We start from the raw sequence: 15,825 nt of genomic DNA, 5'->3' as shown, positions 1-15,825 counted from the left end.
GTGAAGCGGGTTAAGCTGCTTCAACATTTCTGCACGGAACAGGAGTGTCCCGTTGTTGTTGCAAACGTCCTTGTATATCGTGATCATGACCATGTTAGTGCGACATACGTACGAGCTTTGACACCGTTTCTCCAAGACCAATTGAGCCTGGAGAGTAGACGAATGGAACGCCTAAATGACAGTGGATCTGTCTACTTACAAAATTGCTGCCATTGTGCCTTGCCATAACGAAGAAGTGACTGTCCGCAAAGTAGTCACTGACCTTAAAGCAGCCGTTCCGTCAATGGACGTGTACGTGTACAACAACAACTCTTCTGACGGGACTGTTGAGGAAGCCATCGCGGCAGGAGCAATCGTCCGGCATGAAGAACGCCCCGGAAAAGGAAACGTTGTTCGGCGGGCATTCGCTGATGTCGAAGCCGACATCTACGTCATGGTAGACGGCGACGATACGTACGAAGCCTCTCATGTCCCAGACATGATTGAAATGCTGGTAAACGGTCCGTATGACCACATTCTGGGTGTTCGGCGCGACACGAACCCCGAGTCCTCCTACCGCGCAGGGCACGAGTTTGGCAACCGCATGTTCAACGTCATCACGAGTAAGCTTTTTGGCACCCACGTCAGCGACATGCTTTCCGGCTACCGCGTCTTTTCACGCCGTTTCGTCAAATCATTCCCGGCAGTGAGCAAACGATTCGAAATCGAGACTGAACTGACCATCCACATGATGTCGCTCCGTCTTCCTTGCGCTGAATACAGCATCGACTTCCGTGACCGTCCTGAAGGAAGCGAGTCGAAGCTTTCCACCGTATCGGATGGCTTTAAGATCCTTGGGACGATTGCGCAAATGATGCGACACGAACGTCCTAACTTGTTCTATGGTTCACTTGCCCTTCTCATGGTGATTGCGTCGCTTGTATGTGGTGTACCCATCATCGTTGAGTTCATGAACACTGGATTGGTGCCGCGTTTTCCCACAGCGCTTTTGGCAGTGGCACTTATGATTATCGCCGCCATCTTTGCAACCGTCGGCATTATTGGCGATGCGTTGCGGCGTGTGCGACGTGAAACGGCACGCCTACATTATCTGGAACTACTTCCGCCCAGTAAAACAGTGGGCCTGAGCGAGTCTTCATCCTAAATGCCCGCTGACTCTCAAAAATGGCGTTCCTTATGTGTGGAAGTCATGCGCTTCCTCATGGTTGGTGGAGCCGGATACATCGTGGATGTGGGCCTATCCAACCTGCTAGTGTACGGTTTTTTGGGCATCCCCGCCACTATGCCGGGAAGCCCGGTAAAAGCAAAAATCATTTCAACGGTTGCCTCGGTCATCGTCGCTTGGCTAGGAAACAAACTATGGACGTATGGTGACCGTACTACTGGGTCTAACGTACGCGGGTTCCTTCTCTTTGTGGTTGTGAATGCCATTGGCATGGTTATCACGGTGCTTCCGCTGGGCGTGACGTGGTATCTGCTCAACTTACGTGACCCGATCTCGTACAACATTTCCACCAACATCGTGGGAATCGCTCTTGCTATGGCGTTTAGGTTCTATGCGTACAGAACATGGGTTTTCAAAGAGGCGGATGCTCCCCGTACAGAAAAAATCGAGGAAAAGTGACGAAAGTGATGAGCCTTTCTAAACACAACAAGGCGCTACTGTGGGACGTCGGGCTCTTGCTTCTGTGCCTCGCACTTGCCGCCGCTACCTTCTTAGGCTTTTACCCAGGGCGTGCTGAATTCGACATCTCTGAACAAGCGAAACAAATGCTGGGAATGAAGAATCTTTCTGACTGGCACCCGCCTATCGTCGCTATTCTGTGGCGGGGTCTGTATGCAGTAACGGGCAAGCTCGGTTCGCTCCTAGCCTTCCAGCTTGGTATCTATTTCCTGGCGGTGTTTCTGCTCGCCGTGTTTGCGCACCGCATTCTAAAGAGTAAATTAGCGTCTTTGGCGATGATTGCGATTTTGGTTTCGCCTTGGGCCTATAGCCAGCTGGCTGTTATGTGGAAAGACACCATCATGGCAGCACTTTTACTTTTTGCCGCCGGATGTTTAGCGCTTGTCATTCCCAAGAACAAGAAAACGCTTTGGTTTATTGTGCCAGCGTTTTTGTTGCTTATATTTGCGACAGTAGTGAGGAAAAACGCGGCCACTGCTGTTGTGCCAATGTGCATTTTTATTGGCTGGCGGCTTGCTCCACTTTTCGCCCCAAAGCTACGGAATCTCATCCCGAAGCTGGGAGAAGGGCGAGTCAAACAATCGATAAGTGCGTTTATCATAGGTTGTGCCATCGTGGGACTTGTAGGCACGTCAGCGGTTTCTTTGGACGGTGCAATCGCGAAGAAATGGAATGTAAAACCGACGCACCAGATTTATCAAGTCATTCTTGACGATGTCATGTTCTCGGTTCCAGAAAATGAACTCAATAAATCAACGGCGCCCCAGGAACTCAAGGACAAAATTAACAAGGCGCGACCCAAGTGCTATGAAATGAACGAGCCTTATGACGCTTACTGGAATTGCTACGGTCGCGGATCAAGTGGCAGTGATTATTCACCGCTTGGCTATAGAGACGAGCTGAAACAACTGTGGCTGGATCATGTCATCACCCACCCAAAGCGTTATGTTGAATATCGATGGTCGGTGTATAAGTTTTATCTCACCACTTCTATACTTATCTACTTCCCAAATAAAGTGGTCAAACCCGCTAAGGAAGTAGGTTTTCGCAAGGGAAGCACGAAGTTTGATAAGATCGCGAAGCTCTATGTCGTGGACTTTGGCGCCGACACGATTGGCTTTGTGTTTAAGCCGTGGTTTTGGCTTCTGGCAGGAGCCATCGTATCCATCGGTGCGTGGTGGTCGGGCCGTAGTCGGGCGTTTGCTCTTATGCTGACGGGCTCAGCGACTCTGTATATTCTTGCGTACTTTCCAGTGATTCCCGCTAATCACTTCCGTTATACGTATTGGCCCGCCCTAGCGATTTCAGTTGCGTGTGTAGCGGTCGTTGCGGGTGCGGCTAAAGCTTGGAAAGACGGTCGCGAACGCGCCGGGGCACTTCACGTCGCACAAGACGATAAGCTTGCACCACGGGTTTTGGAGTCCGCGAACGAACGGTAGCACGTAGCCCACGGTAATTTTGCTGGAGTGCACCATTTCGAATATCTGGAAGCTGTTGAGCGCGTGCTCGCTCCGCTAAAAGTCGCAGGGCACGCGGCAATTCGTCGGTGAACGGTTGGAAATAGTTGGTTGTAAGCCACTCTTTAGATGGGAACGTAAACTGTGACCGCTCTAAATCGCTCAACGGTTGCGCGATCCCAGAATCGGCGAACGCCTCGTTGAGCATGTCCTCATTGACTCCAAAATCAGAAATAATGAGTGTTGCCAGGCCACGGTCCAAGCTTTCAAGAGCAGCCGTCGAAGACACTGTCGTCAGAGCTGTTCCCGGCTCAAGGAAATCGGCCATGGGCCCAACCTCAACTGACAGACGTCCCGGCGTCACTTTTCCTGCACGCTCCAGATCCTCCAAGAGCGCAGTGTAGGAGTGTTCTTCGTGGTGAGTTTCTTGTTCACCTGGCCGGCTACGCACCTTCACAACAACTGATGACTCCGGGAAATTACATGCGAAGCGGTTTAGAGACAACAGAATTCGTTCGCGTTGGGCCCTTTCCACGGGCACTTTCGCCTGTGGAGCGAAAACTAAACGGGTCGGTATGTCACCGGGAGTGAACTCAGCACGAGGCGGTTGTTTTGATTTCAGCATGGGCAGACGAGCGACCACCGCTTCGACAGGGAAGCGGCATTTGTCTAACACCTGCTCGTATCTTTCCTTTTCATAGGCGGAATGCGTGATGAACATGTCACCGAGTCGCCTGTACCGTTGCCCCTTCGAGGTCGCCGGAAGTCCCACCCCTGGGAGCCCGGAAACGAGTCCCGGGCGGTGCGAGAGAAAGGCGGCAGTTGAATAGATGACCTGCACAATGGGCCCCGTAGCAGCCGCGAGAATCACATCGGGCTGCAGGTTCTCAAGAACGGCTTTGAGCTCTGAATTCTTCACAACAGGCACATGCGCACTGCTGAAACCGCTTCCGGCCAACGCGTTTGCGATCTGCTCGCCAGTGGGAAGGATCGGGTTGTCAACCAGCCACACGTGGACATCAAAGTCCTCACGTAGGTGGTCGAGGAGTGAAGCCGACCATTTCAGATAGGACTCTGAGTCGGAAATAGAAACGAGAACGGGTTTCTTGGTCGTACGGTCTGCTGTCTTGTTGAGCTCCATTTTCGTTTTCAGCGTGAGGTTGGGCTTCCACCAGTTGTCAGGGACAAGAGTAGTGGAAACTTTTGGCGCATCCATCGTCAGTGGCAACGTTTCGGCCGCGGTCGTGGGAAGCGAATAGACCTCAGAACCGGTATCTGCCTGCGAAAGGCGAATTTCCACCGGTAGCCCTGCCGCATAAACCGTAGCGCCCGGGATACTTCTGACACGATTCAGAAATGCGGAGCTTTCGCGACGGTGAGCAATATAGGCGAACTGATCTAGCTCAAGGTTTTCGATCCAACAAAAGTATGCGTCTTCATCGATCAGACCGTCTGCAACCATTGCTGAACCAATGACAAACGGGCCCGAGGTTGGCAAATCGTCCCACGCAAAGGACCGGATGTTAGAGAAGTTGTGCGACTCGATGCGTACACCAGCGTTTTCCAGCCGGGCTCGGAGCGAACCGTTGAGGGAGAGCGCTGTGAACCACATGATACGGCCACGCCGTGCGTGTCTGTAGAGCACACGAGAGGCTAAATGACCCAGCGCGACGCGGGCGGGTGAATTCGACACGCGCGAACGCACGAGTGGTGCTTTCGAAACCACATTTTCGAACGCTGTGATGGTCGCACGTCCATCGTCAACAACGGTCAGAGCAGGGATCTTGCCACGAGCGCGGACGAGAAGTTGCTGAAACGAACCTGAATTGAGGTCTCCTACGATCACGTTCTGAGCGGCGGTGAATGTCCGTGTGGGAGGGAGCCCCCACTTCACCGTGGTGTCTGAGAGAAACGACAAAGGCAACTTTTCAACGAAGTCGCGCATGGTAGTGGAGTCATAGCAGTAAAGCGTCGAGGCTTTGTGCGTCTCCAGGGCCGCCAGAAACTGCAGTGGTGACTCAACGACCGCAATCATGTCAGCCCTTCGGTGTGGCTCGTTTGGCACTTTGCGTCTTCTTGAATGATTTGTATGTCTCACGTGCCAGCGCTTTTCCAGCGTACAGCGATTTGCGAAGTACTGTGCGAGGTCGGTTGCGCTTTGGGAGACCGCCAGGCAAATCGAGTGAAGTGAGGCGACGTTTCTTAAAGTACTTCATGGTGTTCGAGCCACGTCTCTTGCTGAGGAAATCGTGGGCTGTCTCTCGCAGACGGAACGCAATTTTTGGTTGCATTGCGTACGACACGGAGTCGATCAGTGCTTGTAGCTCCTTGACCTGTTCAGATGAGAGCTGCGCATTCGAACCGTCGAGTGTAGCATCGGCGATCGTTACGGGAATACGGTTGGAGTTCTGATAAGGCGTGATGCGTTCTAAGAGCAGGTCTGTCTGTACTGCTTTTGCTGGGATGCCGTACAGTGCGCGGGCGGTGACCAGTGCCGTTGAAAAACATCCAATAACTAACGCCGGTTTGAGCACCGCGACAGCAACTTCGGCAATCACCGGGGAGCTGTACACAAAAAAGCTGATTCCCAGTTCTTGAGCATGGGTGCTCAGTGCTTGCACCATGTCTGGTGGCGAAGCGGGATGCGGCTTGAACACCACGGCCGTCATTCCTGCCTCGTGGGCTACAGAGATAAAATCCCGGTGTAGATCGTGTTCTTCTTGGGGCGTCAGGATTCCTAATGCGGAAAGATACTGACCAAATGCCATGGCCGTAGTTGACGAGTCAAGCGCTTTGATTTCATCGGTTAGACCCAGATCAGTGTCGTTTACGATCTCGTCAACGACTTTGACAAACGCCTGGCGGTCAAGAGCAATCGGCGTGACCTCATACTCGTTTAACAGACGAGGCACGAGCCCTTCAACAAGTGGCAGATAATGCAAAGACGTCACCCGCTGGCCGTTAGTCAGTGGAATAAAACTGCGCGTAGGACCGTAACTCATGAGGCCGTCCGAATGAACGCGAATCATTGCGTCGTAGAAGATGCGACCAAGCGCGATCGCAGGATTCACCTGAGGAGATTCCACGACTAGCTCAATGGCTTCGTCACCCAGATCCCAGCGCGAACGCAAATGCGATTCCCACAATGGAAGGTCTTCTCCGCGTGGTGCCCAGGTGTTTGGGTGGTTTGGGGCAAGGAACTCGTTGAGATGGATCACTCGGTCAAAACGTGTGAGCAGAGAATCGGCGCCTGGCGCCTGGTCGAGTGGCGTAGCAGCCTCAAGAACGACCGCGTTGTTGGAGAGTAACAGAATCCGCTCACTGGGTGGTTCAAAATATGGGTCAGGCTTGCCGGCGCCTTCAATGGTGGCGGCAGGCGAATATCCCTTGTCGTATGCACCCGAGTCGATGCCGGCAGCCAGGTTGGCGATTTGGAACATAGTAGAGGCGAGGAAAATCTGCTTCACTTGATGAGCTCCTTCAGGGCATCTGCAGTGTGGCCAAGAGCTGGGAGAACTGCGCGCTGGCGCGCGGGCTTAGATATGGCAAATTCACGAAGAAGTATCTCTTTGGGTGCCATAGCACAGACCTCTCGGCTCCGTGCATAAAGTTTTTTCATCATCTCGGGTGCCTCAACCGCAAGTCGATCGACTTGAAACTGCAGAATTGCGAAGAAATTACATACTGCCTTTTGCCACCATTTGTCTGCTTCTCTATCAGCTGCCACATTCCGAAAAATTGCGGCGAAGCAATCGGTGAACATTAGCTGACGTTCATCAACGATCTGAGTGAGCGATCCGGCAACATCGCGACGGTACAAAACTCCGGGTGCATCAACCACGGCAAAAGAGTCAGCATTCAAATGGAGTCTCCAGGTCCACTCGCGGTCTTCTGCTGTGTGTAACTCCTTTAAGAAGTATAACAAGCCTGAATCTTTAAGCCGTCGGTGGAAAATGCCAGACCAAGCGTTCGGATAGTCCACCATAGTGGAGTCGTGCACAGGAAGGATCCCGTATCGAGGATTTAGGGGCCGGTTCCGCACGGACATGGGGGCGCGTCGGAAAACACGCTTATTTCCCCGTACCTGCGTGTGATCGAATCGAAGAAAGTCCACATCAAGCGATTGTGCAGCCTCAAGAATCGTGGGCAGATGGTTCTTGGCTATCCAGTCGTCACCGTCAAGGAACGTGATGTACTGACCCTGTGCACGGTCAATCCCCTGATTGCGTCCTTGGGAAAGACCCACGTTGGTTTCATTTGTGATGACCTCAAAGTGAGGAAATTGGGGGCCGTACTCTTCCAATATCTGCGGCGTTTCATCTGACGAGCCGTCATTGATAAAGATGACTTGCACCTTGCTCATGTCGCCCTGTAGTTGCAGAGACGTAAACAGTGTGCTGAGGTAGGGCGCCGCATTCATGGCAGGAATGATGAGTGAAAGTTCAGGTGTTGCCACGGTTCTCCTTGACATGGAAAGGTGCGGTCGGGATCACCGACCGCACCTTAAGCATCAGTTACTTGACGACGCGCAGGGAAGCGATCTTTGATTCTTCTCCTGGCATAACGCGCTTCTTACCGTCACCCAAAGCAGTGGTGACTTCGCGGATCTCTTCGCCCAACTTGATGAACTCGTCAGGCTCCATGGAAGCCTTCTGGTCCGATCCCCACATGTCGTTGTCCAGAGTGATGTGACGCTCAACAGTCACAGCACCCAGAGCAACGGCAGCGACGGAGATTGCAGTACCAATTTCGTGGCCAGAGTATCCAACTGGAACACCGTAACGTTCGCGCAGAGCAGGGATTGCCAACAGGTTCACTTCTTCAGGCGGAAGCGGGTATGTGGAGGTTGCGTGCATGAGCACCAGGTTGTCCTTGCCCATGACCTCAACAGCCTTGTCGATCTGTTCCAGCGTGGACATCCCGGTGGACATGATGACGGGCTTTCCAGTGTTGCGAACAGCTTCGAGGAGTGGAACGTCAGTAATGGAAGCCGACGCGATCTTGTAGGTCACAGCGTCGAATTTCTCCAAGAAGTTCACCGAATCAATGTCCCATGGGGATGCGAACCACTGGAGGCCGAGTTCCTTTGCATATGCGTCGATCTCTGCGTACTCAGCGTCTTCAAACTCCACTCGGAATTTGTACTCCAAGTAGGTCATTTCGCCCCATGGGGTGCTCCGTGGCTTTGACTTCTGGTCTTCCGGAACAGCAACGTCAGGGTTGCGCTTCTGGAACTTAACAGCTTGAGCGCCGGCCTTCTTAGCCACATCCATGAGCTGCTTAGCGATTTCGACATCACCGTTGTGGTTGATGCCAATTTCACCAATCAGGTATACGGGGTGACCGGCGCCTACGGTGTGTTCGCCGATCGATACTGGTGTAATTTCAGCGGTCATTTCAGACTCTCGCTTCCTTTTGTGTTCAAGAACCATGGGTTCCCAGTACAACTGTCATTGAGTGGCCTCAGGAATGCTCACCAAGTCGCAGACTTCGCGAACAGCCCCGTGACCGCCGTTCTTCTTGAGGATAAACCTGGCAGCAGCCAATACCTTGGGGTGCGCATCCGCTACTGCGATGGGCCACCCTACGGCACTAAAAGCTTCCAAGTCGTTAATGTCATTTCCTACATAGGCAACACGTTCAGGATTCAGACCCTTGTCCGCCATCCATTCCGAGATTACCTGAGCTTTGTTGTCAATTCCCTGAGCCACCTCGACACGCAGTTTTTCTGCACGCTTCGTGACCACGGGATTGCGTTCTTTGGAAAGAATGAGGAACGGGAACTCAGCTTTGACAAGCCGGCTGACACCCATGCCATCGCCTCGGTGGACACGAACTGATTCGACGCCGTTTTGATCCACGTGCACGGCGTCGTCAGTGTGTACCCCGTCAAAGTCGGTGACCAAAGCGTCGATCTCCAGGTGAGTTGTTTCCGTGCGCCCGGCAGCCATCGCACGCAAAAGCGTGAGGTCAGACATCGTGTCGATTTCGCGCGCATCTTCTGGCGGAACTTCCTCGATCTCGACACGGCCAAAGAAACGGTGGTTGCGTTCTATGAACCCTGCGGTGCGCATGACATAGAAGGCGCCGGTTTCGTTGAAGTGCTTTTGACGGTCTTGACGGCGTGGACGGTAATCCATGCTGTGGCCCACAGCGACAGCATGGTGTGCTTCGTCCAATGTCCAAAGGAAACTGTGGTCTTCAACAGCTGAGAACACAACATCTGCTGCATTGCGCTGGACGCGAGCGATCGCATTGTCCATGTTCTGCGGGTTAATAAATGGGGAAGTGCACTGCATGAACACAGTGATGTCGAACTGCGTGCCACGAAGCTTCTCCAGCTGCTCCAATGTGTAAATGAGCGCAGATTCACTGGTTGCGGTGTCACCTGAAATCGCGTCAGGGCGCCTAACTACTGTTGCTCCGTGTCGCTCAGCTTCCGCTGCAATTCCGTCGTGATCAGTCGAAACCACGACCAAATCGATTCCGTGAGTAGCCTGAGCAGATTCGATTGCACGTGCGAGCAAAGACTTACCGGCAATCTTTTGCAGGTTCTTGAGCGGAACCCCTTTTGAGCCACCTCGGGCAGGGATGATCGCTACGGTACTAGGCGTTTTCTGTTGAGTAGTCACAGGCCTCCATTATGCGCAGAGTTTCCTTCACCATACAAGACCGTGGACGCGTCCCATGGTCGTGACATGGCGTTTTGCCGATTGCTCCATCAGATCCACGACGGGTTGAACATGTGCTGTCGCCAGCTGTCATACGGCACGGTAATGCCCGTATACAACGGCCAAAAGTAAGCGAAAAGTATCACTGCGACTGCGAGGAACACGCCCACAACGACGCGCCGGGCGCGCAAGGAGCCGGTGGGGCGACCTCGGCCCCACACAAGCCCCAAACAGTACGTCACTGCCAAAACTACGAATGGCACCATGACGATTGTGTAGAAAGTAAAAATAGTGCGGTCTTGATACGTAAACCACGGAGCCCAGGTAGCGACCATGCCCGCAATAATGCCTCCGGCCCGCCAGTCTTGACGCACCAACCACGCAAGGACGACGATCACTAGCGCGATCGTGGCAACTCCCCACAAGGCAGGGTTGCCCACCGAGGTGATGGCCGCCGAGCACTTGTCCCAAACGCAACCGTCCTGGCCGGGTTCGGGGGAGCGGTAATAGAAACTGGTGGGTCGCCACTGCACAATCCAGCCCCATGGGTTTGACGCATAGGGGTGTTCGGAACTCAATCCAACGTGGAACTTATACGCCGAATGGTGGTAATGCGCCAGGGAAGGGATCCAGTCGGGGAGCCAGCTCCACCAGCCCTGATGCTCTTGTGCCCAGTGTCTGTCGTAGCCCTTGCCCGTAAAGATCCATCCCGACCAGCACAGAACATAGGCTACAAATGCCACGGGGACGAGCGACATAAAGGCGGGAACGGAATCGCGGACCAGCATGCCACGCACTGGATACTTCACCCGCGCCAGGTAACGGTTCCGGACGTCCCACACCACGATCATGATCCCGAACACGGCAAGAGCGTAGAGTCCGGACCATTTGACGCCCATCGCGCATCCCAGTGCAACGCCGGCAGCCAAACGCCACGGGCGCCACCCCAGGTGAGGGCCGAAAGTCGAAAGGGCCGCGGATTCCTTTTGCGAACTGCCGGTGGTGAGTTCCACCATTCGGGAACGGGCGTAGTCACGGTCGATTACCAGCAGCCAAAACCCCAGGAGCACGAAGAACATGAGGAACAGGTCCAGTAGAGCGGTGCGTGAGTGGACGAAGTGTTCCCCGTCGGTCATGAGGAGGAGTCCCGCGATGAAGCCCATCCACACTGAACCGAACAGACGGATCGCTAAGCGCACAATGATGAAGACGGTCAATGCGCCAACTATCGCCGCTGAAAACCGCCACCCGAATGACGAATCCTGGCCAAAAATCATTTGCCCCACGGACAGCATCCACTTGCCTAACGGCGGGTGGACGACGTATCCGGGATCATCCAAAGGCATGGGGTTGCCTGTGACAAAATCGGGGTTAGGTTCTTCTGGCCACGCGCGTTCCGTTCCGTACTTCCACAGCGAGTATGCGTCTTTGACATAGTAAGTTTCGTCAAAAATCAGTTCTTTGGGGTGGCCCAGACCAATCATGCGCAAGATCGCCGCAATAACCGCCAGCCCAGTGGCAATCGCCCACCCAATCGGGTTGCGGAGCGCGTCATGCGAAAGCACGTGTTTAGTAGGAATTCGCTTAGAAGAAACCACGCGCCTAGTTTACGCATGTCACTTCCACTAGTCTTGGTTTTAGCAGTCTTAGGAAGGAAACTATGTCGTCGAACACTCCCGGTTCTAGTGGGGGCTCGAGCCGCCCGTACAACGACCTCCCCTCGTACGATTCTGGCCCATCGTCCAGCGGTCAGGGTCCCGCCAGCTTCAAGCCCGGGGCTTCGCACGGTTCAGGCGGTTCGGCGTATGGAACTGCAACTCCAGGGGCAGCGTCCTCTGGTTCACCGGCATACGGTTCTTCTTCCTACGGTTCGTCGCCCAGCGACTACGGCAGTAGCCAAAGTAGTACGTACGGTGGTGGCGACTACTCCTCGGGCAACTACGGGGCGTCTGCGAACGAACCAGCTAACCCCACCCCGGCATACAATCCTGCGCCAACATATGACTCACAGTCCTCCCCGTACGGGGCGCCCTATGGGGCTCCCGGCCAGCCCGTGCGTCGCGGAACAAACGGCTTGGCTATTGCAGCGCTGATTACAGGGATCGTGAGTCTGGTGGCCGTCTGGCCCCTCGGGTGGGCTGGTATTGCTCCTGTCATCATGGGTCACATTGCGGTCAAGCAATGTAGGGAACGTGACCAAGAAGGAAAAGGGCTGGCAATTGGTGGGCTCGTCACCGGGTACATTGCGATCGGTGGCTTTATTTTGATCATCCTGTTCTTCATTTTGATGTTCGGTCTAGCCGGGCTCGCATCCAGCTGAAGCTTGAGAAACAGAACACAGCGAGTGACGGACCAGTTGACCTGTAACCCACGGGCACGTGCATGACTGGCCCGGCTTTGGTGCTTGTGGGGACTCCGATTGGCAATCTCGACGACGCGAGTCCCCGAATGCGGGCAGAGATCGAAGCTGCCGACGTCATCGCGGCTGAAGATACCCGTCGCTTTATGGGCCTGGCTTCCCGCTTAGGGATCACGTACTCAGGCAAGTTAGTGAGCCTTTTTGATCACAACGAACGATCCAAAGCCAGTGAGATCGCTCAGCAGGTGGAGAACGGTGCCAGGGTTGTGCTACTCACCGACGCGGGAATGCCGGCAGTGTCAGACCCCGGCTACCACGTGGTCAAAGAGGTCGTTTCACGCGATTTGCCTGTGACAGCAGTTCCGGGGCCGTCGGCAGTGTTTACTGCTATTGCCCTGTCTGGTCTGCCGTCCGACCGCTTCACGTTCGAAGGCTTCGTTCCTCGCAAGGCTGGGGAACGCGGGCGCTTGCTAACAGATCTTGCCAGCGAACGGCGCACCATGGTCTTCTTCGAAAGCCCACACCGGATCCACACAACCCTGGCCGACTTCGTCACCCACTTTGGGGCAGACCGGCCTATGACGCTGAGCCGGGAACTCACCAAAACGTATGAAGAAACCCTGCGAGGGACGACCCAGAGCATCCACGAACAAGTGGTCGCCAGGGACGGTCTGAAAGGTGAGCTCACGTTGGTGGTGGCAGGCGCGCCCGAGGTGAGTGCCACCTCGGCGGCGGACCTCACTGGAGACGTTGCCCAGTTAGTGGAGTCTGGCATGCGGGCAAAGGACGCGGCCGCCCATATTGCGAAGATCCACGGGCTGAAATCCCGCGACGTGTACGAGGAATACATCCACGCAAAGTGAGTGCATAGACTAGAAGCCATGACGTTCTACATGACCACGGCAATTGCATACCCCAACGGTTCGCCACACATTGGGCACGCGTACGAATACATCGCGTCTGACACGATCGCTCGTTTTAAACGCCTGAGTGGCGAAGACGTGTTCATGCTGACCGGAACAGATGAGCACGGACTGAAGATGCAGCAGGCGGCGCAGAAGGCTGGAATTACGCCACGGGAACTTGCTGACCAGAACGCGGCAGGTTTCCGCGCACTGCAAGATGCGCTGGGGTCGTCATACGACAGGTTCATTCGTACAACTGACGCCGATCACTACACAGCCAGCCAAACGCTGTGGAAGAAAATGGAAGAGGCCGGGGACATTTACCTCGATGCCTACGCAGGCTGGTACTCCGTGCGCGATGAGGCCTACTACACAGAAGACGAAACCGAAGTTCGGGAAGACGGCGAACGTTACGCGATTTCCACCGGCACTCCCGTGGAATGGACGGAAGAAGAATCGTACTTCTTTAAACTTTCCGCCTACGAAGACCGGTTGTTGGAATGGCTGGACACGGTCGATGAGTTCGGTAGGCACCCGGTGGGGCCAGATGTGCGTCGCAACGAAGTCGTGTCATTTATCAAAGGCGGCCTGAAAGACCTGTCGATTTCACGCACCACGTTCGACTGGGGTGTGCCGGTACCCGGCAACGACAAGCACGTGATGTACGTGTGGGTCGACGCTTTGACCAACTACCTCACGGGTGCGGGGTATCCGCAGGTGGATTCGGAAGAGTTCCAGAACCGCTGGCCGGCTGAGCTGCATGTTGTGGGTAAGGACATTCTGCGTTTCCACACCGTGTACTGGCCAGCTTTCCTGATTAGCGCAGGGCTGGAACTGCCCAAGCGCGTTCACGCCCACGGATTCTTGTTCAATAAGGGCGAAAAGATGTCCAAATCTGTGGGCAACGTTGTCGACCCGTACGATCTCATTGACGCATTTGGCCTAGACACGCTCCGTTACTTCCTGCTTCGCGAAATCTCCTACGGCCAGGATGGCTCATACTCAGCCGAGTCGATCATTGCGCGCAAGAACGCAGACCTGGCCAATGAGTACGGCAACCTGGTTCAGCGTTCCACCTCGATGATCGCCAAGAACCTGGGCGGAATAGTGCCCGAGGTGGGTGAGGCTGATCTGACGGACGACGACCGTGCTCTGCTTGCACGCACCGACGGCCTGCTGGAGCGTGTCACTGCGTTCGTCGACGTACAGGAACTGCACCGTTACGTGGAAGCACTGTGGCGAGTGCTGGAGGAAACGAACCGCTACTTCTCGGCTCAAGAGCCGTGGAAGCTGAAGAAAACCGACCCGGACCGCATGGGTGTCGTTCTTTACGTCACGCTCGAAGTCCTACGCCGGGTATCGATTCTGGCTCAACCAGTCATGCCCGAATCTACCGGGAAGGTCCTCACCCAGCTGGGAGTTGCCGAGGACTCGCGGACGTTTAACGACCTCGGCCAATGGTTGCCAGCTGGAACGGAATTGCCCGCACCGGCACCCGTGTTCCCACGGTACGAAGCCCCGAACGAAGGTGACGCCGGGACTGCAGGAGGGGCCAAGTAATGGCATCTCGCGCTGCCGGAGAATATCCACCGGTGCCGGAACCACTCGCGGTTCCGGCCGTGGACACGCACACGCACCTGGATATGTGTACCGGCGCTCGCGGTCCTATCAAGTCAGGCGAACCTGCCCCGGAAGTCGAGCCCGAAGAGGACGAAAAGTTCCCACCGCTGGACTTCTTCTATGACACCGCAATGGCCACTGGTGTGACCCGTGTGGTGCAAATCGGGTGCGAAATGGGTGCAGCCCGGTGGACGACTCGTGTGGTGGAAGAACAGGCGCAGGCTGGCCGTGACTGGATGCTGGGTGGGGTTGCGATCCACCCCAACGAGGCGCCCAGACTGGCGCGGGCCGGCATCTTGGAAGAGTCGCTGGACGAGATTGAAGAGTTGGTCACGTCCCATGAACGCATGCGCGTGGTGGGGGAGACCGGGCTTGATTTCTTCCGCACGGATGCTGATTCCGCGCGCGATATGAAAGCGCAGGAAGAGTCGTTTAGGGCGCACATTGAGATCGCGCAAAGGAACGGGCTGACGCTCCAGATCCACGACCGTGAAGCGCACGCGGATGTTTTCCGGGTTCTGCGTGACACGGGTGTTCCGGACCGCACTATTCTGCACTGCTTTTCCGGTGACGCTGACATGGCTAGGGAGGCTGGCAAGTTGGGGATCTTCTGCTCCTTTGCTGGCAACGTCACCTTTAAGAATGCTCATGGGTTAAGGGAAGCCGCCGAGGTGGTCCCGCCTGATCTGCTTCTGACAGAAACCGACGCGCCATTTTTGACCCCGCACCCTCACCGCGGAAAGCCCGGTGGGCCATACATGGTTGCGCACGTGGTGCGGACGCTTGCCCAGGTGCGCGGAGTCAGCGAGGACGAGCTGGCCGAACGTGTCACCGCGAACGCCGTGCGTGCGGTCGGTCCGTGGGAGCTGACGCTCTGAGCTGAAAGTTCGCTCAAGGATGACGAAACATTGGCACTCGAGTTGAAAGAGTGCCAACTGCGGAATAGAGTTTCAGTTAGCACTTGGGCAATGCGAGTGCTAACCGTACGGTGAGGTGAGTGTCGCACTCGGCGGCACCTAGAGACACCGGCAAGATGCACTAAAACTTGATGCTGATTCGGCACCCGCGACGACGAACAACACCGAGTGAGCTTGCCCAAAGAGCACACAAAACACATCTCGACACAGAC

At 55.2% G+C, this 15,825-nt stretch carries 14 protein-coding genes; 8 read left to right on the top strand and 6 right to left on the bottom strand.

Going from position 1 to position 15,825, the window contains the following annotated elements; all coding sequences use genetic code 11:
• The 4 genes from JOE56_RS11725 to JOE56_RS03480 are packed head-to-tail and all read left to right on the top strand — an operon-like array spanning position 1 to position 3,123.
• Positions 1-228, top strand: coding sequence for a hypothetical protein (locus JOE56_RS11725; protein ID WP_420867783.1), 228 nt, complete (start codon positions 1-3; stop codon positions 226-228).
• The gene (locus tag JOE56_RS03490; RefSeq protein ID WP_204514850.1) at positions 176-1,144 is read left to right on the top strand and encodes a glycosyltransferase family 2 protein; all 969 of its coding nucleotides are present in this window, start codon (positions 176-178) and stop codon (positions 1,142-1,144) included. Before JOE56_RS11725 ends, JOE56_RS03490 begins: the two co-directional genes overlap by 53 nt.
• Positions 1,145-1,624 (top strand): GtrA family protein, encoded by a 480-nt coding sequence (locus JOE56_RS03485; RefSeq protein ID WP_204514849.1) that lies wholly within the window; start codon positions 1,145-1,147, stop codon positions 1,622-1,624.
• The gene (locus JOE56_RS03480) at positions 1,621-3,123 is read left to right on the top strand and encodes a glycosyltransferase family protein (protein WP_204514848.1); all 1,503 of its coding nucleotides are present in this window, start codon (positions 1,621-1,623) and stop codon (positions 3,121-3,123) included. Before JOE56_RS03485 ends, JOE56_RS03480 begins: the two co-directional genes overlap by 4 nt.
• Here the strand turns inward: JOE56_RS03480 and JOE56_RS03475 are convergent.
• The 6 genes from JOE56_RS03475 to JOE56_RS03450 form a co-directional block, all read right to left on the bottom strand.
• Positions 3,023-5,176, bottom strand: coding sequence for a DUF6716 putative glycosyltransferase (locus tag JOE56_RS03475; protein ID WP_204514847.1), 2,154 nt, complete (start codon positions 5,174-5,176; stop codon positions 3,023-3,025). The two genes, JOE56_RS03480 and JOE56_RS03475, sit on opposite strands and share 101 nt — an antisense overlap.
• Position 5,177: 1 nt before the next feature.
• Positions 5,178-6,608 (bottom strand): polysialyltransferase family glycosyltransferase, encoded by a 1,431-nt coding sequence (locus JOE56_RS03470; RefSeq protein ID WP_204514846.1) that lies wholly within the window; start codon positions 6,606-6,608, stop codon positions 5,178-5,180.
• Entirely contained in the window at positions 6,605-7,597 is a 993-nt protein-coding gene (locus JOE56_RS03465; RefSeq protein ID WP_204514845.1) for a glycosyltransferase, read from the bottom strand. Before JOE56_RS03465 ends, JOE56_RS03470 begins: the two co-directional genes overlap by 4 nt.
• Positions 7,598-7,655: 58 nt before the next feature.
• Positions 7,656-8,537, bottom strand: a complete 882-nt coding sequence (locus tag JOE56_RS03460) for an N-acetylneuraminate synthase family protein (RefSeq protein WP_204514844.1) — start codon at positions 8,535-8,537, stop codon at positions 7,656-7,658.
• A gap of 54 nt (positions 8,538-8,591) precedes the next feature.
• Positions 8,592-9,773, bottom strand: coding sequence for a cytidylyltransferase domain-containing protein (locus tag JOE56_RS03455; RefSeq protein WP_204514843.1), 1,182 nt, complete (start codon positions 9,771-9,773; stop codon positions 8,592-8,594).
• 89 nt (positions 9,774-9,862) lie between these two features.
• On the bottom strand, positions 9,863-11,410 hold the full coding sequence (locus JOE56_RS03450; protein ID WP_204514842.1) for a phospholipid carrier-dependent glycosyltransferase: 1,548 nt from the start codon (positions 11,408-11,410) through the stop codon (positions 9,863-9,865).
• Between the two features lie 62 nt (positions 11,411-11,472).
• On the opposite strand from JOE56_RS03450, the gene JOE56_RS03445 reads away from it, so the two are divergent.
• The 4 genes from JOE56_RS03445 (at position 11,473) to JOE56_RS03430 (ending at position 15,574) form a co-directional block, all read left to right on the top strand.
• Positions 11,473-12,132: a DUF4190 domain-containing protein gene (locus JOE56_RS03445; RefSeq protein WP_204514841.1), complete on the top strand. Its 660-nt coding sequence runs from the start codon at positions 11,473-11,475 to the stop codon at positions 12,130-12,132.
• A 62-nt stretch (positions 12,133-12,194) separates the two neighbouring features.
• The gene (gene rsmI, locus JOE56_RS03440) at positions 12,195-13,034 is read left to right on the top strand and encodes a 16S rRNA (cytidine(1402)-2'-O)-methyltransferase (RefSeq protein WP_204514840.1); all 840 of its coding nucleotides are present in this window, start codon (positions 12,195-12,197) and stop codon (positions 13,032-13,034) included.
• A gap of 18 nt (positions 13,035-13,052) precedes the next feature.
• A complete protein-coding gene (gene metG, locus JOE56_RS03435) occupies positions 13,053-14,636 on the top strand; it encodes a methionine--tRNA ligase (protein WP_204514839.1) in 1,584 nt (527 codons plus the stop codon).
• Entirely contained in the window at positions 14,636-15,574 is a 939-nt protein-coding gene (locus JOE56_RS03430; RefSeq protein WP_204514838.1) for a TatD family hydrolase, read from the top strand. Before metG ends, JOE56_RS03430 begins: the two co-directional genes overlap by 1 nt.
• The last annotated feature ends 251 nt before the right edge of the window (positions 15,575-15,825 follow it).

This window comes from Brevibacterium paucivorans (genome assembly GCF_016907735.1).
Taxonomy (GTDB): domain Bacteria; phylum Actinomycetota; class Actinomycetes; order Actinomycetales; family Brevibacteriaceae; genus Brevibacterium; species Brevibacterium paucivorans.
This window is presented reverse-complemented; position numbering and strand designations above follow the sequence as displayed.

Excerpts from the sequence above, each read along its gene's own strand:
- metG (WP_204514839.1), top strand. The coding sequence starts at position 13,053 with ATGACGTTCTACATGACCACGGCAATTGCATACCCCAACGGTTCGCCA.
- JOE56_RS03490 (WP_204514850.1), top strand. The coding sequence starts at position 176 with ATGACAGTGGATCTGTCTACTTACAAAATTGCTGCCATTGTGCCTTGC.
- rsmI (WP_204514840.1), top strand. The coding sequence starts at position 12,195 with ATGACTGGCCCGGCTTTGGTGCTTGTGGGGACTCCGATTGGCAATCTC.
- JOE56_RS03445 (WP_204514841.1), top strand. The coding sequence starts at position 11,473 with ATGTCGTCGAACACTCCCGGTTCTAGTGGGGGCTCGAGCCGCCCGTAC.
- JOE56_RS03460 (WP_204514844.1), bottom strand. The coding sequence starts at position 8,537 with ATGACCGCTGAAATTACACCAGTATCGATCGGCGAACACACCGTAGGC.
- JOE56_RS03475 (WP_204514847.1), bottom strand. The coding sequence starts at position 5,176 with ATGATTGCGGTCGTTGAGTCACCACTGCAGTTTCTGGCGGCCCTGGAG.
- JOE56_RS03430 (WP_204514838.1), top strand. The coding sequence starts at position 14,636 with ATGGCATCTCGCGCTGCCGGAGAATATCCACCGGTGCCGGAACCACTC.
- JOE56_RS03485 (WP_204514849.1), top strand. The coding sequence starts at position 1,145 with ATGCCCGCTGACTCTCAAAAATGGCGTTCCTTATGTGTGGAAGTCATG.